General features: G+C 69.9%; 19 protein-coding genes and 1 other RNA gene. 12 read left to right on the forward strand and 8 right to left on the reverse strand.

Annotated elements, in window-relative coordinates; all coding sequences use genetic code 11:
* Window positions 1-91 precede the first annotated feature (91 nt).
* Together nagZ and AB0M01_RS28890 are read left to right on the forward strand one after the other, a co-directional pair.
* Window positions 92-1,549 carry a beta-N-acetylhexosaminidase gene (nagZ, locus tag AB0M01_RS28885; protein WP_363674937.1) on the forward strand — a complete coding sequence of 486 codons (1,458 nt, stop codon included), beginning with the start codon at window positions 92-94 and terminating at the stop codon, window positions 1,547-1,549.
* A gap of 42 nt (window positions 1,550-1,591) precedes the next feature.
* Window positions 1,592-2,866, forward strand: coding sequence for an alpha-L-fucosidase (locus AB0M01_RS28890; protein WP_363674939.1), 1,275 nt, complete (start codon window positions 1,592-1,594; stop codon window positions 2,864-2,866).
* 12 nt (window positions 2,867-2,878) lie between these two features.
* Here the strand turns inward: AB0M01_RS28890 and AB0M01_RS28895 are convergent, their stop codons facing one another.
* Window positions 2,879-4,081 (reverse strand): ROK family transcriptional regulator, encoded by a 1,203-nt coding sequence (locus tag AB0M01_RS28895; protein WP_363674941.1) that lies wholly within the window; start codon window positions 4,079-4,081, stop codon window positions 2,879-2,881.
* A gap of 104 nt (window positions 4,082-4,185) precedes the next feature.
* Between AB0M01_RS28895 and AB0M01_RS28900 the strand changes: the two genes are divergently transcribed.
* The 5 genes from AB0M01_RS28900 (at window position 4,186) to AB0M01_RS28920 (ending at window position 10,969) form a co-directional block, all read left to right on the forward strand.
* Window positions 4,186-5,811 carry a glycoside hydrolase family 13 protein gene (locus AB0M01_RS28900; protein ID WP_363674943.1) on the forward strand — a complete coding sequence of 542 codons (1,626 nt, stop codon included), beginning with the start codon at window positions 4,186-4,188 and terminating at the stop codon, window positions 5,809-5,811.
* A gap of 647 nt (window positions 5,812-6,458) precedes the next feature.
* Complete coding sequence (locus tag AB0M01_RS28905) at window positions 6,459-7,571, forward strand: Nif3-like dinuclear metal center hexameric protein (protein WP_363674989.1); 1,113 nt, start codon at window positions 6,459-6,461, stop codon at window positions 7,569-7,571.
* A 75-nt stretch (window positions 7,572-7,646) separates the two neighbouring features.
* On the forward strand, window positions 7,647-8,360 hold the full coding sequence (locus AB0M01_RS28910) for a C4-type zinc ribbon domain-containing protein (RefSeq protein ID WP_363674945.1): 714 nt from the start codon (window positions 7,647-7,649) through the stop codon (window positions 8,358-8,360).
* Window positions 8,357-9,481, forward strand: a complete 1,125-nt coding sequence (locus tag AB0M01_RS28915) for a bifunctional RNase H/acid phosphatase (RefSeq protein WP_363674947.1) — start codon at window positions 8,357-8,359, stop codon at window positions 9,479-9,481. The genes AB0M01_RS28910 and AB0M01_RS28915 overlap by 4 nt, the downstream gene beginning before the upstream one ends.
* Before the next feature lie 51 nt (window positions 9,482-9,532).
* Window positions 9,533-10,969 (forward strand): RNB domain-containing ribonuclease, encoded by a 1,437-nt coding sequence (locus AB0M01_RS28920; RefSeq protein ID WP_363674949.1) that lies wholly within the window; start codon window positions 9,533-9,535, stop codon window positions 10,967-10,969.
* On the opposite strand, the gene AB0M01_RS28925 is transcribed toward AB0M01_RS28920, so the two are convergent.
* Window positions 10,958-11,518 (reverse strand): TetR/AcrR family transcriptional regulator, encoded by a 561-nt coding sequence (locus AB0M01_RS28925; RefSeq protein WP_363674951.1) that lies wholly within the window; start codon window positions 11,516-11,518, stop codon window positions 10,958-10,960. The two genes, AB0M01_RS28920 and AB0M01_RS28925, sit on opposite strands and share 12 nt — an antisense overlap.
* 52 nt (window positions 11,519-11,570) lie before the next feature.
* Here AB0M01_RS28925 and AB0M01_RS28930 point away from each other — a divergent pair, with 52 nt between their 5' ends.
* Complete coding sequence (locus tag AB0M01_RS28930) at window positions 11,571-12,062, forward strand: GNAT family N-acetyltransferase (RefSeq protein ID WP_363674953.1); 492 nt, start codon at window positions 11,571-11,573, stop codon at window positions 12,060-12,062.
* Window positions 12,063-12,151: 89 nt separating this feature from the next.
* On the opposite strand, the gene AB0M01_RS28935 is transcribed toward AB0M01_RS28930, so the two are convergent.
* The 3 genes from AB0M01_RS28935 to AB0M01_RS28945 form a co-directional block, all read right to left on the reverse strand.
* Complete coding sequence (locus AB0M01_RS28935; RefSeq protein WP_363674956.1) at window positions 12,152-12,730, reverse strand: hypothetical protein; 579 nt, start codon at window positions 12,728-12,730, stop codon at window positions 12,152-12,154.
* 86 nt (window positions 12,731-12,816) lie between these two features.
* Entirely contained in the window at window positions 12,817-13,470 is a 654-nt protein-coding gene (locus tag AB0M01_RS28940) for a VOC family protein (RefSeq protein WP_363674958.1), read from the reverse strand.
* Window positions 13,471-13,490: 20 nt separating this feature from the next.
* Entirely contained in the window at window positions 13,491-14,231 is a 741-nt protein-coding gene (locus tag AB0M01_RS28945; protein ID WP_363674960.1) for a helix-turn-helix transcriptional regulator, read from the reverse strand.
* A 53-nt stretch (window positions 14,232-14,284) separates the two neighbouring features.
* On the opposite strand from AB0M01_RS28945, the gene AB0M01_RS28950 reads away from it, so the two are divergent.
* On the forward strand, window positions 14,285-15,424 hold the full coding sequence (locus tag AB0M01_RS28950; protein WP_363674962.1) for an MFS transporter: 1,140 nt from the start codon (window positions 14,285-14,287) through the stop codon (window positions 15,422-15,424).
* On the opposite strand, the gene AB0M01_RS28955 is transcribed toward AB0M01_RS28950, so the two are convergent.
* The 3 genes from AB0M01_RS28955 to AB0M01_RS28965 form a co-directional block, all read right to left on the reverse strand.
* Entirely contained in the window at window positions 15,408-15,578 is a 171-nt protein-coding gene (locus tag AB0M01_RS28955) for a hypothetical protein (protein WP_363674964.1), read from the reverse strand. The two genes, AB0M01_RS28950 and AB0M01_RS28955, sit on opposite strands and share 17 nt — an antisense overlap.
* 106 nt (window positions 15,579-15,684) lie before the next feature.
* An RNA gene (gene rnpB, locus AB0M01_RS28960) (RNase P RNA component class A) lies at window positions 15,685-16,084 on the reverse strand.
* A 9-nt stretch (window positions 16,085-16,093) separates the two neighbouring features.
* The gene (locus AB0M01_RS28965) at window positions 16,094-16,465 is read right to left on the reverse strand and encodes a DUF952 domain-containing protein (RefSeq protein ID WP_363674966.1); all 372 of its coding nucleotides are present in this window, start codon (window positions 16,463-16,465) and stop codon (window positions 16,094-16,096) included.
* 324 nt (window positions 16,466-16,789) lie between these two features.
* Here AB0M01_RS28965 and AB0M01_RS28970 point away from each other — a divergent pair, with 324 nt between their 5' ends.
* From AB0M01_RS28970 to AB0M01_RS28980, 3 genes are read left to right on the forward strand one after another with little or no spacing between them, the layout of a single operon-like run.
* Window positions 16,790-19,450: a hypothetical protein gene (locus AB0M01_RS28970; protein ID WP_363674968.1), complete on the forward strand. Its 2,661-nt coding sequence runs from the start codon at window positions 16,790-16,792 to the stop codon at window positions 19,448-19,450.
* Window positions 19,450-22,257: a carbohydrate-binding protein gene (locus tag AB0M01_RS28975; protein ID WP_363674970.1), complete on the forward strand. Its 2,808-nt coding sequence runs from the start codon at window positions 19,450-19,452 to the stop codon at window positions 22,255-22,257. Before AB0M01_RS28970 ends, AB0M01_RS28975 begins: the two co-directional genes overlap by 1 nt.
* A 9-nt stretch (window positions 22,258-22,266) precedes the next feature.
* The gene (locus tag AB0M01_RS28980) at window positions 22,267-23,397 is read left to right on the forward strand and encodes a ThuA domain-containing protein (protein WP_363674972.1); all 1,131 of its coding nucleotides are present in this window, start codon (window positions 22,267-22,269) and stop codon (window positions 23,395-23,397) included.
* Window positions 23,398-23,534: the final 137 nt, after the last annotated feature.

The raw sequence follows: 23,534 nt of genomic DNA on the forward strand, positions 1-23,534 counted from the left end.
GACGCTGGGAGGTGACCTTGGTGAACTCACGTGGCGTGAGACATCCCCGGGTGCATTGGCATCGCATGGGTTGGCGCGAGAGGGTTGCGTCATGAGCGACCAACTCGAACGCGACGCCGCCGGCGCCCTGATCGTCGGCTTCACCGGTACCACCGCCCCCGACGACCTGCGCCGCGCGATCGCGAACGGCCTCGGCGCGGTGATCCTGTTCACCCGCAACGTCGTCGACGCCGACCAGGTGTCCGCGCTGACCACCGCGCTGCGCGCCGAGCGCCCGGACCTGCTGATCGCGATCGACCACGAGGGCGGCGAGTTCAGCCACCTCGCCCCGGCCAACCCGTGGCCGCTGTCGTCGCCGCGCGCGCTCGGCGAGCTCGACGACGCCGACCTGACCCGGGCCTCGGCCCGCGACGCCGCCGCGACGCTCGCGGCGCTCGGCATCGACGTGATGCTGGCGCCGTCGGTCGACGTGAACAGCAACCCGGCCAACCCGATCATCTCGACCCGCTCCTTCGGTACGTCGGCCGGCGTGGTCTCGCGGCACGGCGTCGCCTTCGTCCAGGGCGTCCGCGACGCCGGGATCGCCGCCTGCCCGAAGCACTTCCCGGGCCACGGCGACGTCACCGTCGACTCGCACCTGGCGCTGCCGCGGGTGGACCGCTCGATCGAGCAGGTGCACGCGGTCGAGCTGGCGCCGTTCCAGGCGACGATCGCGGCCGGTGCCGACCTGATCATGAGCGCGCACATCGTCTTCTCGGCGTACGACGACCAGCCGGCCACGCTGTCGCGGCGGATCCTGCAGGGGCTGCTCCGCGACGAGCTCGGGTTCACCGGCGTGATCACCACCGACGCGCTCGAGATGCAGGCGATCACCAGCACCCGGTCGATCGAGCAGGCCGCGGTCGAGTCGATCCGGGCCGGCGCGGACCTGGCGATGATCGCGATCGGCGAGGCCGACCCGCGGGCGCTGACCGCGGAGATCGTCGGTGCCGTCGGCAACGGAACGCTGGAGGCCGCGCGGGTCACCGAGGCTGCTCAGCGGGTCCGCGATCTCGCTGCCGACCTGGCCGCGCGGACCAGGCTGCCCGGGCTCGACGGCGCGCCGACGCGGGAGGTCGCGGCGCGGACGGTGACCGGTCAGGAGTTCCCGGCGCTCGGCGGTTCGCCGTACGTGGTGGATCTGACGCAGGGGCTGCACCCGGCGTGGAACCCGTACTTCAGCGGGCTGCCCGAGGTGTTCGCGCGGATCGCTCCCGACTCGGACGGCGTCGTACTGCGTGGCGCGGACGCCGAGGCGCTCGGCGAGGCGCAGGCGGCGGCGATCGGGCGGCCGCTGGTCGTGGCCGTGCAGGACGCGGTCCGGACGCCGTGGATGCGGGCGGCGCTGCAGTTGCTGATCGAGAGCCACGAGGGCGACGTGTTCGTGCTCTGCACGGGGATCCCGGAGGACCGCGCGCTGGTGCCGGCGAACGTGCCGACGGCGGTCACCTACGGGCGGAACCTGGTCGTGCTGGAGGCGGTGACGCAGGTCCTGACCCGCCGTCCGTAAATCCTATATCCTATCGCTCACCCGATCTCTGAGGAGTCAGCGATGGCGATCCAGCCCTGGTTCGAGCAGGCCAAGCTCGGCATCTTCCTGCACTACGGCATCTACGCCGTGAACGGGATCGCCGAGTCGTGGTCGTTCTTCAACGGCGAGATCAGCCACGAGGACTACCTCAAGCAGCTCGACGGGTTCACGGCGTCGAAGTTCGACGCCGGGGCCTGGGCCGAGCTGTTCGAGGCGGCCGGCGCCCGGTACGCCGTGCTGACGTCGAAGCACCACGACGGCGTCGCGCTCTACGACACCGCGGCGAACGACCTGTCGACGGTGAAGGCGACGCCGGCCCGGCGCGACATCGTGCGCGAGTACGTCGACGCGCTGCGCGAGCACGGGCTGCGGGTGGGGCTCTACTTCAGCCATCTCGACTGGACGCACCCCGACTACGCGTCGGTGCGTCCGGCCGGGATGCCGGCGGACGAGCGGGGCAATCCGTACGCCGTACCGGCCGCTGGTGACGAGGACCCGGCGGCGTGGGAGCGGTTCCTCGCGTTCCACCGCACGCAGCTGACCGAGATCATGGACCGGTTCGCGCCCGACCTGCTGTGGTTCGACGGGGACTGGGAGCGCGATCCGGAGCAGTGGCGGATGGACGAGGTGCGCGACCTGATCGCCGCGAAGCTGCCGGCGACGGTGGTGAACGGGCGGATGCGTGGCGGGTTCGGCGATTACGCGACACCGGAGCAGGGCGTGCCGATCGTGCCGCCGGCTGGGCCGTGGGAGCTGTGCGTCACGATCAACGACTCGTGGGGGTATCAGCACAACGACCACCACTACAAGTCGGTGCGGCAGCTGATCCGGTTGTTCGCCGAGACGATCGGTGGCGGTGGGAACCTGCTGCTCGATGTCGGGCCGCGTGAGGACGGGACGATCCCGGAGGAGCAGGTCACGCGGCTGCGGGAGCTGGGGGACTGGATCCGGCGGCACGAGCGAGCGGTCTTCGGGACGACGCGGGGGTTGCCGAACGGTGCGTTCTACGGTGCCTCGACGGTGTCGGCTGATCGGCGCAAGGTGTATCTGTTCACGTTCGACCGCCCGAACGAGTACCTGGCTGTGCGGGGGATCCGGAACAAGGTGCTGAAGGCAACGATCGTCGGGTCGGGGGTGGAGCTTCGCACGGACCGCCAGGGCGGCGGGATCGAGGGCGCGGCGGGCTGGACGTACCTGTACGTCGACAGCGACACGGCCCTGGACCGCGACTGCACGGTGGTCGAGCTGGAGCTGGGAGGCGAGCTGGACGTCGCCGAGCACCACACGCGCGACTGATCGACTTCGGGGTCAGAAGCGGCGGGCGGTGAGGGTCAGGTCCAGCGCGTTCTGCTCCACGTAGTTCAGCGCGTGCCGGACCGCGCCCACGGAAACTATCGTGTCGCCCAGCGAGGACGTGACCACGCGAGGCGGCGTACTGGTGAACGTCGCCAGCAGCTGCTCGATCGACGGCAGTAACGGCTTCGAGGCCTCGGCGACGGCGCCGCCGATGACGACCAGCGCGGGATTGAACAGCACCCCCAGCGTCGCGATCACCCGCGCGGTGCGCTGGCCGACGACCTCCAGGATCTCCTTCGCCACCCGATCACCCTGCGCGGCGGCGGTGAAGACCTGCTCGGCCGTCACCGGGTCCGCGCCGCTCAGCTCACGCAGTACGGTCTCGACCGCCGGATCGCCCAGCGCCTCCGCCGCCGCCTCGCGGGCGATGCGCGCGATCCCGTGCGTGTCCCCGACCCCCTCGACGAGCTTGAGGTACACCATCTCGCCCGCGCCACCACGACTCCCGTGCAGCAGCCGACCCGAGTCCATCAAGCCCGACCCGAACCGCTCACCCGCCAGCAGTACGACGAGGTCGTCGACGCCCTGCCCCTGACCGCGCCAGTGCTCCCCGAGGACCGCCAGGTTCGCATCGTTCTCCAGCAGCGCCGGCCACCCGTGCTGCTTGGTCAGCCGCGCGGTCAGCGCCGGGTCGAAGCGTCGCCAGAACTCGTCGTCGGCCAGGATGTTGCCGGTCCGGTCGACCGGCGCCGCGACGCCGACCCCGGCCGCGATCACCTGGTCGTCGTCGACCCCGGCGTCGGCCATCGCGTCGACGACCGCCTCGTCCACCAGGTCGGTCCGCTCGGCCGGCTCCTTCACCGCGGCGAACGAGCGCCCGGCCTTGGCCACCGTCTCGCCGCGCAGGTTCGCCACCACGACCGTCGTCTTCGCCGCGCCGACGTCGATCCCGAGCACGAACCCCGCGCCGCTGTTGAACTCGAACCGCCGCGACGGCCGCCCGACCGCGCTCTCGTCGCGGACCGGGTCGAGCTCGAGCACCCAGCCCATCCCGATCAGGTCGTTGCAGACCGCGTGCACGGTCGCGCGGGTCAGCCCGGTCGCCTCGATCAGTCCTGTTCCGGTCATGACCCCGGCGGTGGAGAGCACGCCGAGTAGCTTGCTCGCGTTGACCCTGCGCAGCAGCGGCGGAGTCGCCGCCGACGTCTTCGGCATATCCCTCTTGACCTCCTCGTGGAACTGCCCGCAGAATACTACAGATTCTAAATTTAAAGTCTATATAAACCGTGTTCGACCGATCAGCTCAGAGTGAGGCTCTCGTGACTTCAACTGCAACCGATGCCGACTGGTGGCGGCAGGCGGTCGTCTACCAGGTCTACCCGCGCAGCTTCGCCGACTCCGACGGGGACGGCATCGGTGACCTGCAGGGCATCATCAGCCGGGTGCCGTACCTGACGTCGCTCGGCATCGACGCGGTCTGGCTGAGCCCGTTCTACCCGTCCGCCCTGGCCGACGGCGGGTACGACGTCGACGACTACCGCGACGTCGACCCGCGGCTCGGCACGCTCGCCGACTTCGACGAACTGGTCGGCACGCTGCACACGGCCGGGATCAAGCTGATCGTCGACATCGTGCCGAACCACAGCTCCGACCGGCACGAGTGGTTCCAGGAGGCGCTCGCCGCGCCCAAGGGCTCGCCCGAGCGCGACCGGTACATCTTCCGCGAGGGCGACGGCGACCAGCCGCCGTCGGACTGGGACTCGGTCTTCGGCGGATCCGCCTGGGCGCAGATCCACGACGGCCAGTGGTACCTGCACCTGTTCGCCGCCGAGCAGCCCGACCTGAACTGGGACAACGCCGACGTCCGCGAGGACTTCCTTAAGACGCTGCGCTTCTGGTCGGACCGGGGCGTCGACGGGTTCCGCGTCGACGTCGCGCACGCGCTGAAGAAGGACCTGACCGAGCCGCTGCCGTCGAAGACCACGCTGCCCCGGCAGTCGGAATCCAACGGTGTGCACCCGCTGTGGGACCGCGACGACGTGCACGACATCTACGTCGAGTGGCGCAAGGTCCTGAACGAGTACGACCCGCCCAAGTCCGCGGTCGCCGAGGCGTTCGTACCGGCCGCCCGTCGCGCGCGGTACGCGAGCGCGGCCGGGCTCGGGCAGGCGTTCAACTTCGACCTGCTGCAGGCCGACTGGGACTTCGACCGGTTCCGGCAGGTGATCAAGGAGAACCTGGCGCTCGCCGAGCAGAACGGCTCGTCCTCGACGTGGGTGTTCTCCAACCACGACGTCGTCCGGCACGCGACGCGGTACGGGCTGCCGAAGGACCCCGACGGCGCCTGGCAGGACGGCAAGGCGTGGCTGCTGAGCAACGGCACCGAGCCGACCGTCGACGTCGAGCAGGGCCTGCGCCGCGCGCGGGCCGCCGTACTGCTGATGCTGGCGCTGCCTGGCTCGGCGTACCTGTACCAAGGTGAGGAGCTCGGGCTGCAGGAGGTCGGCGAACTGCCGGCGGCGAACCTGCAGGACCCGGCGTACTTCCGCTCCAAGGGCGCCGAGAAGGGCCGCGACGGCTGCCGCGTCCCGCTCCCATGGACCGTCGGCGGCCTCTCCTTCGGCTTCGGCTCCGGCGGCTCCCACCTGCTCCAGCCGAAGTGGTTCGGCGGCTACTCCGTCGAGGCCCAGGAAGGCGACCCCGCCTCGACGCTGAGCCTGTACCGCAAGGCCCTCGCCGTACGCCGGGGTCTGCAAACCAGCGAAGGCCTCGAGTGGGTGGACGCCGTCGAGTGGTCGTTGCACTTCCGCCGCCCCGGCGGCTGGCAGTCCATCACCAACTTCGGCGCGGCACCGATCGAGCTGCCTGAAGGCGCGGTCGTCCTCTCCAGCGGCCCACTGGAAGGCGAGAAGCTCCCGTCCGACACGACAGCCTGGCTGATCTGAAGAGCCCGCCCGCTGGTGACACTGGTGGGCTGGTGAACGGCTTCCCACCCCGACCCCTTGGGGGTGGGGAGCCGAGTGAGGGCGGGTGGGAGGTCGCCCGAGAGGAGCGAAGGCCCCGGGCGGGCGCGCCCTCTCTCCATCACCCTCGGGGGTGCGCCGACCCGGTCAGCCTCAGTCAGCCGCAGGCGAGCGACGTGCAGCACTGACCAAGCAGGCAAACGGGCGGGTATCTTCAGTGGGCTGGGCGTGTGAGGTGTCGAGTGGTGGGGCTTGGTCAGTGGTGGGTGTCGGCCTCTCCGCGGTGTGGAGCGGATTGGTCGGTGAGGCGTCCTGCCGAATTCGCGGGTGTCTCCGGCGGGAGGTCGCGCCGGGGGTTAGAGCGGGCGGTCGACGTGCAGCACCGTTCAAGCCTGTGTGACGGGTGATCTGGAGGGTGGGTTGAGCCTGGGGTGCGCTCGGTGGGTGAGGTTGGTGGGTGGTGGGCGTCGGTTGGCGGACCTGCAGCACTCAGTAACCCCCTGTTGCAGCAGCGGTAGCAGGTTGGGTGAGCGGGGGCGTGGGTGATGGCGTGGGGTTGGTGAGTGGTGGGGGTCCGGCGCGGGGGACCCGTGCGGCAGGATGACACCGTGGCGACGAGCTTGGGTGATGTGAAGGCGGTTCTGGATCGGTTGTACGACCCCTCGTGGGCTGAGAGTTGGGATGCGGTCGGGTTGGTCGCTGGAGATCCTGGGCAGCCGGTGCGGAAGGTGTTGTTCGCTGTTGACCCGATGCGGGCGGTGGTGGACGAGGCGATCGATGGTGGGTTCGATCTGATCGTCAGTCATCACCCGTTGCTGCTGCGCGGGGTGAACAGTGTTGCGACGACCACGCCCAAGGGGCGGGTGGTGCATGACCTGATTCGGAGTGGGACGGCGTTGATCGTCTGTCACACGAATGCGGACAACGCGAATCCTGGAGTGAGTGACGCGCTCGCGGCGGCGCTGAACCTGCACAACACGCGGCCGTTGAAGGCGATGCCGGGCGACGCGATGGACAAGATCGTCGTGTACGTGCCGGTCGGCGACACGCAGCGGATGATCGACGCACTCGCCGCGGCGGGCGCGGGACGGATCGGGGACTACGACCGGGCGGCCTGGTCGACGACCGGGGAGGGGACGTTCCGGCCGCTCGAAGGGGCCAATCCGACGATCGGCGCGGTGGGCGCGATCGAGGTGGTCGAGGAGTCCCGGGTCGAGATGATCCTGCCGCGCGGCAGAAGGCGCGCGGTCGTTGAGGCGATGTACGCCGCGCACTCGTACGAGGAGCCGGCGTACGACGTACTGGAGCTGGCCGCGATGCCGAGCCCGCGCGGTGGCGGCCGGATCGGGACGCTCGACGAGCCGCTGACGCTGCGCGACTTCGCCGCCCAGGTCGACCGCAGCCTCCCGAAGACCGAGCACGGCGTACGTGTCTCAGGTGACCCCGACAGGATCGTCGAGACCGTCGCGGTCTGCGGCGGCGCCGGCGACTCCGAGCTCGATCGCGTCCGGGCCGCGGGGGTCGACGCTTACGTGACCGCCGACCTCCGGCACCACCCCGCGACCGAGGCCCGCGCGTACGCCGACGGCCCGGCCTTGATCGACGTCGCACACTGGGCCAGCGAGTGGCCCTGGCTCGCCGACGCCGAACGACTCCTGAGCGCGGGGTTGGCAGAGCAGGGCAGTACCGTGGACACTCACATCTCGACGCTCCGCACGGATGCCTGGAACCTGCGCTTGTAGGGGCCGCCCGGAGAGCTGACAACTGAACGATCTAAGGAGCCGACCCTGAACGCCGAGCCCGCTGTCCAACGCCGGTTGCTGGACCTGCAGGATCTCGACCTGCAGCTGGATGTGGTCGCGACCAAGCGCAGGTCACTGCCCGAGCACCAGGCGCTCACCGACCTGGGGGCGGAGAAGTCCGTCGTCGACCGGGAGCTCGTCGCCGCCGACACCGAGGTGTCGGACCTGCGCCGTGAGCAGAAGAAGGCCGACAGCGACGTCGAGCAGGTCCGGCAGCGCAAGGCGCGCAACCAGCAGCGCCTCGACTCCGGCCAGGTCACGTCGCCGCGCGACCTGGAGAACCTGCAGCACGAGATCGGGTCGCTGGACCGCCGGATCTCCGACCTGGAGGACGCCGAGCTCGAGGTGATGGAGAAGCTGGAGGCGGCCGAGGTCGTCCAGGCCGATCTCCAGGGGCGCGCGGAGGCGTTCGCCGGCCGCCAGTCCGAGCTGGAGGGCACCCGCGACGCCGCGCTGAAGGAGCTCGACGAGCAGCGCGCGGCCCTGGGCGACCAGCGGTCCGGTGTCGCGGCCGAGCTGCCCGACGACCTGGTGAAGCAGTACCAGCGGCTGCGTGAGCACAACGGCGGCATCGGCGCCGCGCCGCTCGTCGGCAAGCGCTGCATGGGCTGCCGGATGGAGCTGGCGCCGTCCGACCTGGCCAAGATCAAGGCGGCCGCCGCGGACGTCGTACTGCGCTGTGAGGAGTGCGGCCGGATCCTGGTCCGTACGCCGGAGAGCACGGTATGACCTGGACGCACGTCGTCGTCGAGGCCGACGGTGGTTCCCGGGGCAACCCGGGCCCGGCCTCGTACGGCGCGCTGGTGCGCGACCCGGCGACCGGGCAGGTGATCGCGCAGGCCGGGGTGACGATCGGGGTCGCGACCAACAACGTCGCGGAGTACAGCGGGCTGATCGCCGGGCTGGAGCTGGCCGCGGAGTACGCGCCGAACGCCTCGATCGAGGTGCGGATGGACTCCAAGCTGGTGATCGAGCAGATGGCCGGGCGCTGGAAGGTCAAGCACCCGGACATGAAGCCGCTGGCGGCGAAGGCGCAGTCGCTGGCGCCGTTCGGGACCGAGTGGACGTGGGTGCCGCGGGCGCAGAACGCGGCCGCGGACGCGCTGGCGAACATGGCGCTGGACGGCAAGCCGGTCCCGCTGAAGCCGGCCGAGAGCTCGGCGGCGCCGGTGGTGACCGAGGTGTCGGAGCTCGGGAAGGCGATGCAGGGGTGGGGCGGCGTGCAGGCCGAGCCGCCGACGCGGCTGATCTTCCTGCGGCACGGCGAGACGCCGCACACGGTGGACAAGCGGTTCTCGGGGTCCGGTGGGGATGATCCGGGGCTGAGCGAGATCGGCGAGAAGCAGGCGCTGGCGGCTGCTGCCTACATCGCGGATCTTGGTGAGATCGACGCTGTCATCGCCTCGCCGCTGCTGCGGACCAGGCAGACCGCGGCCGCGGTGGCCGAGCGGCTCGGGCTCGACGTCGAGGTCCGCGACGGCTGGGTCGAGTGCTCGTTCGGCGACTGGGACGGGCACACCTTCGCCGAGGTGCAGGAGAAGTGGCCGGACGCACTGAACGCCTGGCTGGGTTCGACCACGGTCGCGCCGCCCGGTGGCGAGTCGTTCGACGCGTGCGCGCGGCGGGCGCGGTCGGCGCGGGACGCGGTGCTGTCGTCGTACCCGGGCAAGACCGTCGTCGTCGTGACGCACGTGACGCCGATCAAGCTGATGGTGCGCGGCGTGCTGCAGGCCCCGATGGCGTCGCTGTTCCGGATGGAGCTGAAGCCCGCGACGGTCACCGAGATCAACTGGTACGCCGACGGCCTGGCCTCGCTGCGCAGCTTCAACGTGGTGCCGCCGCTAGTCTGATGTCCCCCGACCGCATCGTCGCGGCCGGGTCGTCGAGGACGGAGTGGTCGAGTGCCGTTGCAGAAGGTGCATTTCGCCGAGGACGTGCCCGAGGTGCTCCGGGCTTCGCTGCAGACGATCCGGCGTGAGCTGGAGGTGCCGGCGGAGTTCCCGCCCGAGGTGGTCGCGGCGGCGCTGGCCGCGCGGGACAACCCGCGGCTGCCGTCGCTGGATCGCACGGACATCGAGTTCGTGACCATCGACCCGCCCGAGTCGATGGACCTCGACCAGGCGCTGCACATCGAGCGGGCCGGCGACGGCTACACCGTGCACTACGCGATCGCGGACGTCGCGGCGTTCGTGCAGCCCGGCGACCCGATCGACGTCGAGGCGCGCAAGCGCGGCGAGACCCTGTACGCGCCCGACAAGCGCACGCCGTTGCACCCGCCGGAGCTTTCGGAGGGCGCCGCGTCGCTGCTGGCGGACGCCGTGCGGCCTGCGCTGCTGTGGACGATCACGGTCGACGCGTCCGGCGAGGGGACCGATGTCGTCTGCGAGCGGGCGCTGGTGAAGTCGCGCGCGAAGCTCAACTACGCGGGTGTGCAGAGGGATCTCGATGCCGGTACGGCGTCGGAGTCGCTGCAGCTGCTGCGCGAGGTCGGCAAGCTGCGCGAGCAGCGCGAGCTGGAGCGCGGCGGGGTCAACCTGCCGATCCCCGACCAGGAGGTCGTCACGGCCGACGGCCAGTGGTCGCTGGAGTTCCGCGCGCCGCTGCCGGTCGAGGGGTGGAACGCGCAGATCTCGCTGCTCACCGGGATGGCCGCCGCGCATCTGATGATGTACGGCGAGATCGGCATCCTGCGGACGCTGCCGGAGTCGCACGACGACGCGCGCCGCAAGCTGGAGAACACCGCGAAGGCGCTCGGGATCGAGTGGCCGGTCGGTACGTCGTACGCGGAGTTCATCCACGGGCTCGACCCGAAGGTGCCGGCGCATGCGGCGATGCTTGCCGCGTGCACCGTTCTGTTCCGGGGTGCGGGGTACACCGCCTTCTCCGGTGGGGTTCCCGAGCAGCCGGAGCACGCGGCGATGAAGTCGGAGTACGCGCACGTGACCGCGCCGCTGCGCCGGCTGGTCGATCGGTGGACCGGGGAGATCTGCGTCGCGCTGTGTGCTGATCAGCCGGTGCCGTCCTGGGTTCTGGAGTCGATGGACGAGATCCCGAAGATCATGGAGGAGTGCGACCGGAAGGCGCACGCGTACGAGCGCGCGATCGTGTCGATGGTCGAGGCCGGGCTGGTGGCCGACCAGGTCGGGGCGGAGTTCGACGGGGTCGTCGTCGACGTGGACGAGCGGGACCCGAAGCGGGGCGTGGTGACGTTGTCGACGCTCGCGGTCGAGGGGAAGGTGACGAGCGCGTCGCCGCTGCCGCTGGGGCAGGCCGTGCGGGTGAAGCTGGTCGAGGCCGACATCACCAAGCGGACGATCGCGTTCGAGTTAGCTGGATAGTTGTTGCTCGACCGCTCTAGTCGTGCGCTCGAGATCGCCAGTGGCTAGCAGATCCAACAGCGCGCCGCGCAGGAGGGCCAGTACGGCGGTCCGCTGCGCTTGGGCACGCTTGCTCTCGGCATCGATTTGTGATGCCTTGAGCAACTCCAGCCAGTCGTCGACGGTACTGCGCGCGTAGTCGCCCCACGGGCCGTCGGGGGAGACCAGGGAACGGCCGTACGCCTCGACCCACAGGTTCATCAGCGGACGCCGCTCGGGTGCGGACAACCAGGTCCACAACTCGCGCGCGATCACCTCGAGCCCCGGCTGTTCGTCGTACCGGAGCTCCTCGAGCAAGGTCAGCTCGTCGCTGCGTGCTCGTGCCAGCAGCGCCCGGATCAGTCCGTCCTTGCTGCCGAACAGGAACAGCAGCACCCGCGGGCTGGACCCGATCGCCGTCGCGAGCGGGCGCAGCGAGAGATCGGCGAGCCCGTGGGTGAGCGAGTAGCTGTAGGCGAGCTCCAGCAGTTCCCGCTCCCGCGCGGAGGGGGCTGGTTTCGTGGTCGGCACACCGCTAGTATCGCCTACTGAAACACTCGTGTCAGTAGATCGAGGTGTGCAGATGTCCGAAGCAGTGATCCGTCCCGCCGACCAGCCCGGCGACCTCGGCTGGGTCGTCCAGGCCCACGGCGAGCTGTACGCCGCCGAGTACGGCTGGGGCCTGCCGTTCGAAGCCCTGGTCGCCCGCATCGTCGCCGACTACGCCGAGACCGCCGACCCGGCCCGCGAAGCCGCCTGGATCGCCGAGCTCGACGGCGTACGCGTCGGCTGCATCTTCTGCGTCCAGGGCCCCGACGACGCCACCGCCAAACTCCGCCTGCTCCTCCTCACCCCCGCCACCCGAGGCCACGGCCTCGGCAGCCGCCTGGTCGACACCTGCCTCGCCTTCGCCCGCACCGCCGGCTACAAACGCATGGTCCTGTGGACCAACAACCCCCTGAAAGCAGCCCGCCAGATCTACCTCAACCGAGGCTTCACCCTCACCGGCGAGGAACCCCACATCCTCTTCGGCGAGGGCCTGATCAGCCAGTACTACGAACTCGACCTCAGCTGAGGACGAGAGCAAGAACGCAGAACAAACAAAGACAGAACAATTGAGTAGGAGGTGCCCCCTGAGCTGGGTGCCCGGGCTCACGGACGTAGTCAGCTCGCGAGCACCTCGCTGACTACCACCGTCAGCTTCTTCGCCTTGTTCGCGGTGCTGATCGACTCTTCCTCGTCGACGCTCGACTGATCGCCGGTCACCTTGAGGGTGTTCGTCACCGGCCCGTCGTCGCCGCCTTGGACGACGTACACGACCTCGTAGGTGACAGCAGGGTCCGGCGCCTCGCCGCTGTAGGCGACCATGATGCGGTAAGTCAGGTTGCATCCCGCCGACCCGAAGCACTGCTTGCCGAGGATCTTGGCCGTGAGTTTGAAGTCGGCCTTCGTCGGTACGGCGTAGGCCGGTTCGGGAGTTGTCTCACTGGTCTCCGCGATCGTCGGAGCCGTGGACGCCGCTGCGGCGGGACGAGAGTCCGAGGTGGTTGCCCGGTCGGTGGTGTCACCGATGCCGGTGAGAGCGACGGTGAGCCCGCCTGCGACGAACAGCGCGGCGCCTGCAACGCCGAGGCCGACAATCCGGCGGATCGAGCGCCGCGGCTTTTCGTGTGGCTGCTCGACGATCGGCTGCAGTGGTATCGGTGGTGGTTGTCCGGGCATGCCGGAGTGCGGCTGTGACATGGTTCCCCCTTGAATCCCCGAGCCCCCCTCGGGATCAGGAGTCACCGTAACGCTGCGTGCGGGTGGTGACAATGGGTGGCGGTCGATCAGCTGACCGGGACGAAGGTGATGCGGTTGCCGTCGGGGTCGTGGAGGTCGGGGCGGGGGGTGGTGACCTCGAGGGCGAGGTGGTTGACCGGGGTGGTGGATGGGGGCCAGGTCGGGCTGAGGGCGAGGGTGTCCTGGTTGAGGGTGAAGCGGCCGGAGTCGTGGGGGAGGCCGAGGTGCTCGGAGTAGAAGGTGGTGGCGGCTTCCAGGTCGGGGGCGTCGAGGGCGATGTGGGCGAGGCGGCGGGTTTCGCCGGTGGTGATGGGCGGGACGCGGAACTCCTCGGTGCGTTGGAGGAGTTCGACGCGGTGGCCGTTGGGGTCGGCCAGGAAGGCGAGGCGGCCCTGGCCGCTGCCGGCGACCTTGGGGGGTGAGAGCTCGGCGTAGCCGGCCTCGATCAGGCGGGCGTAGTCGGCGTCGAGGTTGTCGGTCATGAAGCCGACATGGTTGAGGCCGTACGTCGCGTCGGGGGCTGGACTGTTGGCGTGCAGGAGTTCGATCAGGCCGGTGCCGAGTTGGAGGTGGACGCGGGTGACCTGCGGGCCCGCCATGAAGAGGTGGTCGACGATCTCGGCGCCGAGGGCGGTGTAGAAGTCGAGGCTCGCGTCGAGGTCTTGGACGGGGCCGCCTACGTGGTTCAGCTCGTAGATCATCCCAGCATCTTGGCAAACGTTTACCGAGACCTGTCAAGATGCCGTCCGGGGGTGTGGCCGAAGGTACGGCGGAAGGTGTCGATGAACGCGCTCGGGGTGGACCAGCCGCAGCGCAGGGCGACGGTGGTGACCGGGTGGTCCTCGGCGAGCAGGATCAGGGCGTGGTGGAGGCGGAGCTGGGTGCGCCACTGCGGGAACGTCATCGCGAACTCGGAGCGGAAGAGGCGGGAGAGCGTGCGCTCGCCGGCGGAGACCGATGCCGCCAATTGCGCGAGCGGTCGAGGATCGGCGGGGTCGGCGATGAGCAGCGCGCAGACCGCGGCCAGCCGCGGGTCGGTTGCTGTGGGCAACTTCAAGGGCTGTTCGGAGGTGTGCTCGAGCTGGTCGAGCAGGACGGCGCGGAGGCGCGCGTCCGCAGGGGTTGCGGCGACGGATGAAGTGCACGCGATGATCAGCTCGCGGAGAAGCGGGCCCACGGCAAGGACCGTCGGCGCGGTCAGGCCGAGCGGGTTCTCGGTGAGGCCGACCAGGTAGAGGTCCGTCCGGCCGTACGCGCGGTGCTGGTGGACCGTCCCGGCCGGGACCCAGATCGCGCGGTCCGCGGGTGCGATCCAGTGCCCCTGGTCGGTCGCGACGGCGAGCACCCCGCGGGCGGCGTACGCGATCTGGTGGTCGTCGTGCCGGTGCGCGTCGATCCCCGCGCCGGCGTCGAGGCGGCGCAGGACGGTCGGCGCGATCGGCTGGTGGCGGCTTGTCGACATCACTCGGCAGAATATCGGAAGCCGGACAACCGCACACCCGGAAGACTCGGACCGTGAAGAGGCTCCCGACCGTCCTACTCGCGACCGGCCACGGCAGCGTCGACCTGTACCAGGGGATCGTGCCCGTGCTCGTCCCGTTCCTCGTGCACGAGCGCGGCTACGACTACGTCGCGGTCTCCGGCTTCGTGCTCGCCGCGACGCTGCTGTCGTCGGTGGTGCAGCCGGTGTTCGGGCTGCTGACCGACCGGTGGTCGATGCCGTGGTTGCTCCCGGCAAGCATGCTCGTCACCGGAGCCGGTACGGCGGTGGTCGGCCTGACGAGCGACTACGTGCTGACGCTCGCGGTGATCGCGCTGACCGGGGTCGGCGTCGCGGCGTACCACCCGCAGGCCGCCCGTACGGCGCGCGCGGTCACCGGGGGCGGGCATGTCGGGATGAGCTGGTTCTCGCTGGGTGGGATCGTGGGGTTTGCGCTGGCGCCGGTGCTGGTCGCACCGTTGCTCGCGTACGGCGGACTGCGGGCGACGCCGTTCCTTCTGGTGCCGGCGGTGCTCGGGATGCTGACGACGATCCCGTTGCTGCAGGCAACCAGCTCCACGCGGCGGTCCCGCGGCGCGGTGGCCGGGACGGACGACTGGCGGTCGTTCACGCAACTGACGGGCGTCGTCGTGCTGCGATCGATCGTGTACGTCGGCCTGACTACGTTCGTTGGGCTGTTCATCGGGCAGCGGCTCGAGCTGTCCGCGACCGGGAGCTCGGCGGTACTGGTGGTGCTGTTCGCGGGTGGGGTGATCGGCACGCTGCTCGGCGGACGGCTGGCTGATCGCTGGGACAGGCTGCCGGTGATGCGGGTCGCGTACGCCGTGGCCGCGCTCGGGCTGGCAGGTCTGGCGTTCGTCCCCGGGCCGGTGATGCTCGCGTTCGTGGTCGTGACGGCGATCGCGCTTTCGGTGCCGTTCTCGCTCCACATCACGCTCGGCCAGGACTACCTGCCGACCCGAGTCGGTACGGCGAGCGGGGTCACGCTGGGGCTCGCGGTCAGCGCGGGAGGGCTGGTCGCGCCGGCGCTGGGTGCGCTGGCGAGAAGCACGTCACTTCAAACAGTTCTGGCTGTTCTGATCGTGCTTCCCGCCTTGGCGGCGTTCCTGGCGAGGCAGCTCGCCGAGCCGGAGCAGGTCAGATCAGGTGGGTGAAGCACTCGCGGTGCCAGCTCGCCGACGACTCGGTGTCGGAGATGGTGCCGGCCGCGGGCGCGCCGTTCGCCTTGGTGTCCTTCACCCACACCCGGTCGCCGTACTCCGCGAAGCACGCCTTCGCGCCGGTGACCGAGACGCACCAGACACCCATCGAACCTTCCGGTGGCGCGCCGCTCGGTACGCCGTCCGCGGGTGACCAGAGGATCGTCCACCGGGAGACCGACGAAGGCCACTGCCACTAGAGAAACAAACCAAGGGGAACGGGCCGGTCTGTAAGCCGGATTCTGTAGTCGGTGACCATCCATCTACGGCTGCCGTTGCCGGCAGTCTCCAGCGGCCTACCCGCGAGCTCGGGCGGGCAGCCCTCGAACGCTCGCGCGAACGCCGGTTGCCCGGCGTCCTTCTTGGCCTTGCTCCACGTGGGGTTTACCTAGCCTCCGCAGTCACCTGCCGAGCTGGTGGTCTCTTACACCACCGTTTCACCCTCACCCGCACCTGGACGAACCACGGGGTTCGTCCAGGCCGCTGGCGGTCTGTTCTCTGTGGCACTGTCCCGCGGGTTTCCCCGGGTGGGCGTTACCCACCACGCTGCCCTGTGGAGTCCGGACTTTCCTCGGCGCCCACCGGAGTGGACGACGCGGTCACCCGACCGACCCGTTCCGCCGATCAGGATACGGCCTGTGGGGAGATCTCGGGCCAGCGGCCGTCCGCCCCGCGCTCGTAGGTCTGTACGTCGACCACCGCGTCGAGGTTCAGTGGGCCGTAGATGTGCGGGAAGGTGGTGCCGCTGCCGTCCAGGTCCTCGTCGCAGAGCGCCGAGACGAGCCGCTCGGTGTCGATCACCAGCAGCCGCAGCGGCTCCTCGACGTCGGCGTAGAACCGGTTCGCGGTCGAGCCGACCTGCTCGGGCCGGGACGCGTGGATGAAGGTCACGCCGTCGTCGTCGAGGGAAACACCTCTGGTCGACATGCGGTAAGCGCCGGCGGCCTTCGCCGCGGCCCACTCGTCACCAAAAGCAATATGCAGAATCCGAGCCATGCCCAGACAGTAGCGACCGCGCACTGCCGGGCTGCACACACCCCGCCGGGTCAGAAGTTCCGGAACCGGTGAGGGGTTGACTTCGGACAGTGATGGTTGAAAGATCCGATGTCTACCTCTGGTCCTCTCCGCCCCCAGGCCAGGGGTCCGCTCCTTCTCCAGGAGAGATCCGATGAACACCCTCCTGCGATCCCGCCTGCCCAAAATCCTGCTGGCGACAGCCCTGCTCGCCGGGCTGATCTCCACCGGTGGTTCCCCGCCCGCCGTCGCCGCACCGGGTTTCACCGCCTGGCAGAACGGGTCCTTCGTCGTCGACACCCGAACTTGGTTCGCCGCTCCGACATCGTGCTCGGCCGGGCCAACGCGGTGCCGACCGAGTCGCTCCCGCTGGGCAACGGCGCCCTCGGGGCGGCGGTCTGGGCGGCCGGTGGGTTCACCGCGCAGCTCAACCGCACCGACACGTTCCCGAGCCGCAAGTCCCTCGGCCACGTCGTGATCCCGGGCCTGTCGAAGATGACCACCGCCGCCGACTTCACCGGCAAGCTCGACCTGTACGACGGAATGCTGCGCCAGTCCGGCGGCGGCATGACGCTGACCGCGTTCATCCGCGCCGACACCCAGCAGCTCGTCGTCGACGTCACCGGCGCGGACCCGAACGCCACCCAGACCGCCCAGGTCAAACTCTGGTCACCCCGTACGCCGACCGCCCGCGCCTCCGGCGCCGTGGCCGCGCTCGCCGAGACCTGGGTCGACAACCAGGGCGCCGGCGCGTCGGGCCGCACGTTCGGCTCGCTCGCGGGCATCACCGCCGGCGGCCGCAACGTCGTCGCGTCGGCGCCGAACAACCTCACCGGTCAGGTCGCCTTCCAGCCCAACGCCGACGGCTCGTTCCGCGTCGTCGTCGCGGCGCCCACGTGGACCGGCGGCGACTCGATCGCCACCACCAACGCCGTACTGAACGGAGCGGCCACCCGTCCGGCGTCCGAGGTCAGGAACCCGCATCTCCAGTGGTGGCACGACTACTGGCAACGAGCAGGCCTGATCAAGATCAGCTCCCAAGACGGCACCGGTGACTACGTCGAGAACCTGCGCACGATCTACCTGTACTCCGCTGCCGCGCAGAGCCGCGGCGTCCTGCCCGGATCGCAAGCCGGCGTCGCCGACCTGTTCACGTTCTCGCAGGACAAGCGCGACTGGTACCCGTCGGGCTACTGGTTCTGGAACCTCAGGATGCAGGTCGCCGCGAACCTGTCAGCCGGGCTGCCCGCGCTGAACGACCCGATGTTCCGCCTCTACAAGGACAACCAGGACGCGATCGCGACCTGGACCAGCCAGCGGATGCCCGGCCGGCAGGGCCTGTGCGTGCCGGAGACGATGCGGTTCAACGGCAACGGCACGTACGACGGCGGTACCAGCAACGCCTCCTGCGACTCGATCATCGCGCCGACGTACAACTCCTTGACCGTCACCACCGGCGCCGAGATCGGGCTGTGGGTCTGGGAGCACTACCGGATGACCGACGACCGGGCGTTCCTGACCGCGCACTACCCGCTGATCAAGGGCGCGGCGCAGTTCCTGCTCTCGCACGCGACGACCGGTGCCGACGGCAAGCTGCACACGTTCTCGAACGCGCACGAGACGCAGTGGGGGGTCACCGACCCGACCACCGACATCGCCGCGATGCAGGCGTTCTTCCCGGTCGCGGTGAAGGCGGCGCAGACGCTCGGCGTCGACAGCGCGCTGGTCGGTCAGCTGAACGCGGCGATCCCGAAGCTCCAGGCGCTGCCGCGGACCGACACGGCGACCCAGACCCAGCTGCTCACGCCCGCGCAGGACGCCAACGGTACGACGATGATCGGCCTGTCGACACAACCGACGGCGGCCCGGCACAACAGCGAGAACATCGGGCTCGAGGCGGTCTGGCCGTACAACCTGATCGGTGACAGCGGACCGCTGACAGCGGTCGGCCGCCGGACGTACACCTCGCGCAGCTACGTCAACGGCAACGACTGGAGCTACGACGCGCTGCACGCCGCCCGGCTCGGGCTGGCGACCGACATGAAGACCGCGCTGCTCGCCGCGATCCGGCAGTACCAGGTCTACCCGTCGGGGATGGCGAGCTTCACCGCGCAGCCGGCGTTCGAGCCGTACATCGAGCAGTCGGGCGTGCTCGCCGCGACCGTGCCCGAGGCGCTGGCGACGGACTACGACGGGCTGCTCCGGATCGCTCCCGCCTGGCCGACCGACTGGACCGGTGAAGGAACGGTTGCCATCGGCCACAAGTCGAGGGTGCACGTGCAGATCACCAACGGCTCGCCGACCACGGTCGCGATCAGCTCGGGTGCAGCGCAGCAGCTCAACGTGAGAAGCCCGTGGCCCGGCCAGAGCGTGACGGTCCTGGACGGTCAGACCCGCGCCACCATCGTTGCAGCTCAGTCCAACGCCACCTTCACCATCCCGGCCCAGGCAGGCCGCACCTACCTGGTCGAGAAGACCGGCGCCACAGCGCAGCCGTTCCAGCAACTGTCCGGCACACCGGCGACCGCTGCCAGACGATACGACCGGGCAACGATCGGCCTGACGAAAGGCACCGGAGCAGTCGCCCTCAAAGCACGGGCCAACGGCAAGTACGTCACCGCCGGCACCGGCACCCCGCTGATCGCCAACGCCACCACGATCGGCACCGCCCAGCAGTACGTGATGACCGACCTCGGCGGCGGCAACGTCTCACTGCGCGCCAAAGCCAACAACCTGCTCGTCGCCGCTGACGACGCCGGTGCCGGCCCGCTGCTCGCCAAGAACCAGAACGTGGGCTCGTGGGAGACCTTCCAGCTGATCCGCAACGGTGACGGCTCGGTGAGTCTCCGGGCGCAGGTCAACAACAAGCTCGTCTGCGCGGACAACGGCGGCGCCGCGCCCCTGATCGCCAACCGGGACGCGATCGGCCCCTGGGAACAGTTCGACCTGATCGAAGGAGTCGCGTGATGAGAAGAAGCCGAGTCGCCGTACTGGTCACGACGGCGCTGATCGCAGCCCTGGGCCTGACCGCCCCGGCGGCCGAGGCCGGGTCGACCATCCCGGCCGCCGACTACCAGCAGGTGTCGCTGGCCAGTGGCGCCAACGAGCTCGGCGAGGCGATGTCGCTCGCCGTGCTGCCGAACCGCTCGGTGATCCACACCGCCCGCGACGGCGCCGTACGGATCACCGACGTCAACGGTACGACGACGCTGGCCGGTCGGCTCAACGTCTACACCCACGACGAGGAGGGCCTGCAGGGCGTCGCGGTCGACCCGAACTTCGCGACCAACCGTTTCGTCTGGCTCTACTTCTCCCCACGGCTCAGTACGCCGGACGGCGACGCTCCCACCGACGGCACCCAGGCCGACTGGGACCGCTGGAAGGGCGAGCTGCACCTGTCGCGGTTCGTGCTGAAGACCGACAACACCCTCGACCTGGCCAGCGAGAAGATCGTGCTCCGGGTCCCGAACGACCGCGGCCAGTGCTGCCACGTCGGCGGCGATCTCGATTTCGATGCCGCAGGCAACCTCTACCTGACCACCGGCGACGACAGCAACCCGTTCCAGTCCGACAGCTACACGCCGATCGACGAGCGGACCAGCCGCAACCCGCAGTTCGACGCGCAGCGCACCTCGGGCAACACCAACGACCTGCGCGGCAAGCTGCTCCGGATCAAACCGCAGGCCGACGGCACGTACACGATCCCGTCCGGCAACCTGTTCGCGCCGGGCACCGCGCAGACCAAGCCGGAGATCTACGCGATGGGTTTCCGCAACCCGTTCCGGATGAGTGTCGACAAACCGACCGGCATCGTCTACCTCGGCGACTACGGCCCGGACGCCGGTGTCACCAACCCGAACCGCGGCCCGAACGGCCAGGTCGAGTTCGACCGGATCACTGCCCCCGGCAACTACGGCTGGCCGTACTGCACCGGCACCAACACCAGCACCGAGACCTACAACGACTTCCAGTTCCCCAGCGGCCCGTCCGGCGCGAAGTTCGACTGCGCCGGCGGCGCCACCAACAACTCGTTCCGCAACACCGGCCAGACCAAGCTGCCGCCGGCCAAGCCGTCCTGGATCCGGTACGGCGGTGACGCCGGTACGCCGCCGGAGTTCGGCGGCGGTTCCGAGTCGCCGATGGGTGGCCCGGTCTACCGGTACGACGCCAACAACACCTCGCCGGTCAAGTTCCCCGCGTCGCTGAACGGCCGCTACTTCGCCGGTGAGCTCGGCCGCAAGTGGATCAAGGCGATCGAGGTCACCGGGACCGGCGGCGTCGGCGACATCGGCGCCTTCCCGTGGACCGGCACGCAGGTGATGGACATGGCGTTCGGCCCGGACGGCGCGCTCTACGTGCTCGACTACGGGACCGGCGCGAACAACCAGGCGCTCTGGCGGATCGAGTACAAGGGCAGCACCAACCGCAACCCGATCGCCAAGGCGTCCGCAACCCCGACGTCCGGCGGCCGGCCGCTGACCGTGGCGTTCTCGTCGGCGGGCAGTTCCGACCCGGAGGGCGGCGCGCTGTCGTACCGGTGGACGTTCGGCGACGGCGGCAGCTCGACGCAGGCCAACCCGTCGTACACCTACAACACCGCGGGCACGTTCACGGCGACGCTGACCGTGACGGACCCGACCGGGCTGACCGGTTCGGCGAACGTGCAGATCAGCGTCGGCAACACCGCGCCGTCGGTGACGCTGCAGACGCCGGCCGACGGGCAGCCGTTCTCGTTCGGCGACACCGTGCCGTTCCAGGTCAACGTCAGCGATCCCGAGGACGGGACGATCGACTGCAGCCGGGTGAAGGTCACCTACCTGCTCGGGCACGACGACCACCAGCACCAGATCACCTCGAAGACCGGTTGCAGCGGCTCGATCGCCGTGCCGCCGGACGGTGAGCACGACCCGGCCGCGAACATCTTCGGGGTCTTCGACGCCGAGTACACCGACAACGGCGGCATCACCACGCACAGCACCCGCAAGCTCCAGCCGCGGCACCGCCAGGGCGAGCACTTCAGCGCGATGTCCGGCATCGAGCTGGCCACGCACGCGGCCGCCGAGGGCGGACGGACGGTCGGGTACGTCGACAACAACGACTGGGTCTCGTTCACGCCGTACGCGCTGAGCACGGCGACCTCGTTCACCGCGCGCGTCTCGTCGGGTGGTCCCGGCGGCACGCTTGAGGTGCGGGCCGGGTCCGCGACCGGTCAGCTGATGGCGACGGTCCCGGTCGCCAACACGGGCAGCTGGGACACGTTCACCAACGTCTCGGCCAACCTGACCAACAAGCCCGCGGGCACGACGACGCTGTTCCTGGTCTTCAAGGGCGTCACCGGCAACGGGAACCTGTTCGACCTCGACGCGTTCACGCTCGCGACGTCGGGATCGGTCGGTACGACGTCCGAGGGCGAGGCGTTCAGCTCGCAGTCCGGCGTACAGGTCGCTGCGCATGCGGGCGCGAGTGGCGGGCAGACGCTCGGCTACATCGACAACGGCGACTGGGCCGGGTACTCCCAGGTGAGCACCAGCGGCATCAAGTCGTTCAGTGCGCGGATCTCGTCGGGCGGTCCGGGCGGCACTCTCCAGGTGCGGTCCGGGTCGGCGACGGGCACGCTGCTCGGCTCGGTCGCCGTCCCGAGCACCGGCGGCTGGGAGAACTTCCAGAACGTCTCCACCACACTGACCGGCAACGCGAGCGGCCCGCTGTTCCTGAGCTTCACCGGCGGCGCGGGCGCGCTGTTCGACGTCGACACCTTCACCGTCTCTTCCTAGGGAGCTGGCATGACTACATTCACGCGACGTACGGCATTGCTGACCGGTGGAGCGCTGGTGGTCGGCGGCCTGCTGCCCTGGCAGACGGCGTCGGCCGCGCCGTACCAGGTGCTGGTGTTCAGCAAGACGGCCGGCTTCCGGCACGACTCGATTCCGGCCGGGATCCAGGCGATCCGGGATCTCGGCGCGGCGAACGGGTTCACCGTGACGGCGACCGAGGACAGCAACGTGTTCACGGCCGCGCAACTGGCGGCGTACAAGGCGGTGGTGTTCCTGAGCACGACCGGGGACATCCTGAACGCGGCGCAGCAGACCGCGTTCGAGGCGTACATCAACGGCGGCGGCGGGTACGTCGGGGTGCACGCGGCGGCCGACACCGAGTACGACTGGCCCTGGTACGGGCAGCTGGTCGGCGCGTGGTTCCACAGCCACCCGGCGATCCAGCAGGTCACCGCGCGGGTCGAGGACCGCACGCACCAGTCGACCGCGCACCTCGGGACGACCTGGGTGCGGACCGACGAGCTGTACAACTACCGCACCAACCCGCGGCCGAACGTGCGGGTGCTGATCAACCTCGACGAGTCGACCTACAGCGGCGGCAACATGGGTGATCACCCGATCGCCTGGTACCACCCGCAGGGCGCCGGCCGGTCGTTCTACACCGGGTTCGGGCACACCATCGAGTCGTACGCCGACCAGGCGTTCCGGCGGCACCTGCTCGGCGGCATCCAGTACGCCGCCAACGCCTCCGCGACGCCGCCGGTGACGCAGATCGAGGGAGAGGCGTTCACGTCGCAGTCCGGCGTCCAGGTGGCCGGACATGGTGGCGCCAGTGGTGGACAGACGCTCGGCTACATCGACAACGGGGACTGGGCGGGCTACGCGCAGGTGAGCACGGCCGGGAAGACCGGCTTCACCGCGCGGATCTCGTCGGGCGGTGCGGGCGGGACGATCCGGATCCGCTCGGGGTCGGCCGGTGGACCGGTGCTCGGGCAGGTCGCCGTACCGGTGACTGGTGGGTGGGACAACTTCCAGACCGTCTCGACGACGCTGAACGGGGCGGGGACGGGGGCGCTGTTCCTGACCTTCAGCGGTGGGTCGGGCGCCTTGTTCGACATCGACCACTTCGGTCTGACCTGACGCTAGTGTCGGGGGTATGACCGATCAGGAAACGACGACGGCCGGCGCGACCGCAATCTTCGGGCGATCGTTCCGATCCGGGTGCGGGCGGTGTCTACCCGGGTATCAGTCGTTTCGACCGGAAGGAACCATCCGAT

The organism is Kribbella sp. NPDC051770, assembly GCF_040681455.1.
Lineage (GTDB): Bacteria > Actinomycetota > Actinomycetes > Propionibacteriales > Kribbellaceae > Kribbella.

What these genes read in the sequence shown, in the direction of transcription:
- AB0M01_RS28975 (WP_363674970.1), top strand. Translation starts at nt 19,450, where the DNA reads ATGAGAAGAAGCCGAGTCGCCGTACTGGTCACGACGGCGCTGATCGCA.
- AB0M01_RS28895 (WP_363674941.1), bottom strand. Translation starts at nt 4,081, where the DNA reads ATGCCGAAGACGTCGGCGGCGACTCCGCCGCTGCTGCGCAGGGTCAAC.
- AB0M01_RS28980 (WP_363674972.1), top strand. Translation starts at nt 22,267, where the DNA reads ATGACTACATTCACGCGACGTACGGCATTGCTGACCGGTGGAGCGCTG.
- AB0M01_RS28965 (WP_363674966.1), bottom strand. Translation starts at nt 16,465, where the DNA reads ATGGCTCGGATTCTGCATATTGCTTTTGGTGACGAGTGGGCCGCGGCG.
- AB0M01_RS28945 (WP_363674960.1), bottom strand. Translation starts at nt 14,231, where the DNA reads ATGTCGACAAGCCGCCACCAGCCGATCGCGCCGACCGTCCTGCGCCGC.
- AB0M01_RS28935 (WP_363674956.1), bottom strand. Translation starts at nt 12,730, where the DNA reads ATGTCACAGCCGCACTCCGGCATGCCCGGACAACCACCACCGATACCA.
- AB0M01_RS28940 (WP_363674958.1), bottom strand. Translation starts at nt 13,470, where the DNA reads ATGATCTACGAGCTGAACCACGTAGGCGGCCCCGTCCAAGACCTCGAC.
- AB0M01_RS28915 (WP_363674947.1), top strand. Translation starts at nt 8,357, where the DNA reads ATGACCTGGACGCACGTCGTCGTCGAGGCCGACGGTGGTTCCCGGGGC.
- nagZ (WP_363674937.1), top strand. Translation starts at nt 92, where the DNA reads ATGAGCGACCAACTCGAACGCGACGCCGCCGGCGCCCTGATCGTCGGC.
- AB0M01_RS28930 (WP_363674953.1), top strand. Translation starts at nt 11,571, where the DNA reads ATGTCCGAAGCAGTGATCCGTCCCGCCGACCAGCCCGGCGACCTCGGC.
- AB0M01_RS28955 (WP_363674964.1), bottom strand. Translation starts at nt 15,578, where the DNA reads ATGGGTGTCTGGTGCGTCTCGGTCACCGGCGCGAAGGCGTGCTTCGCG.
- AB0M01_RS28890 (WP_363674939.1), top strand. Translation starts at nt 1,592, where the DNA reads ATGGCGATCCAGCCCTGGTTCGAGCAGGCCAAGCTCGGCATCTTCCTG.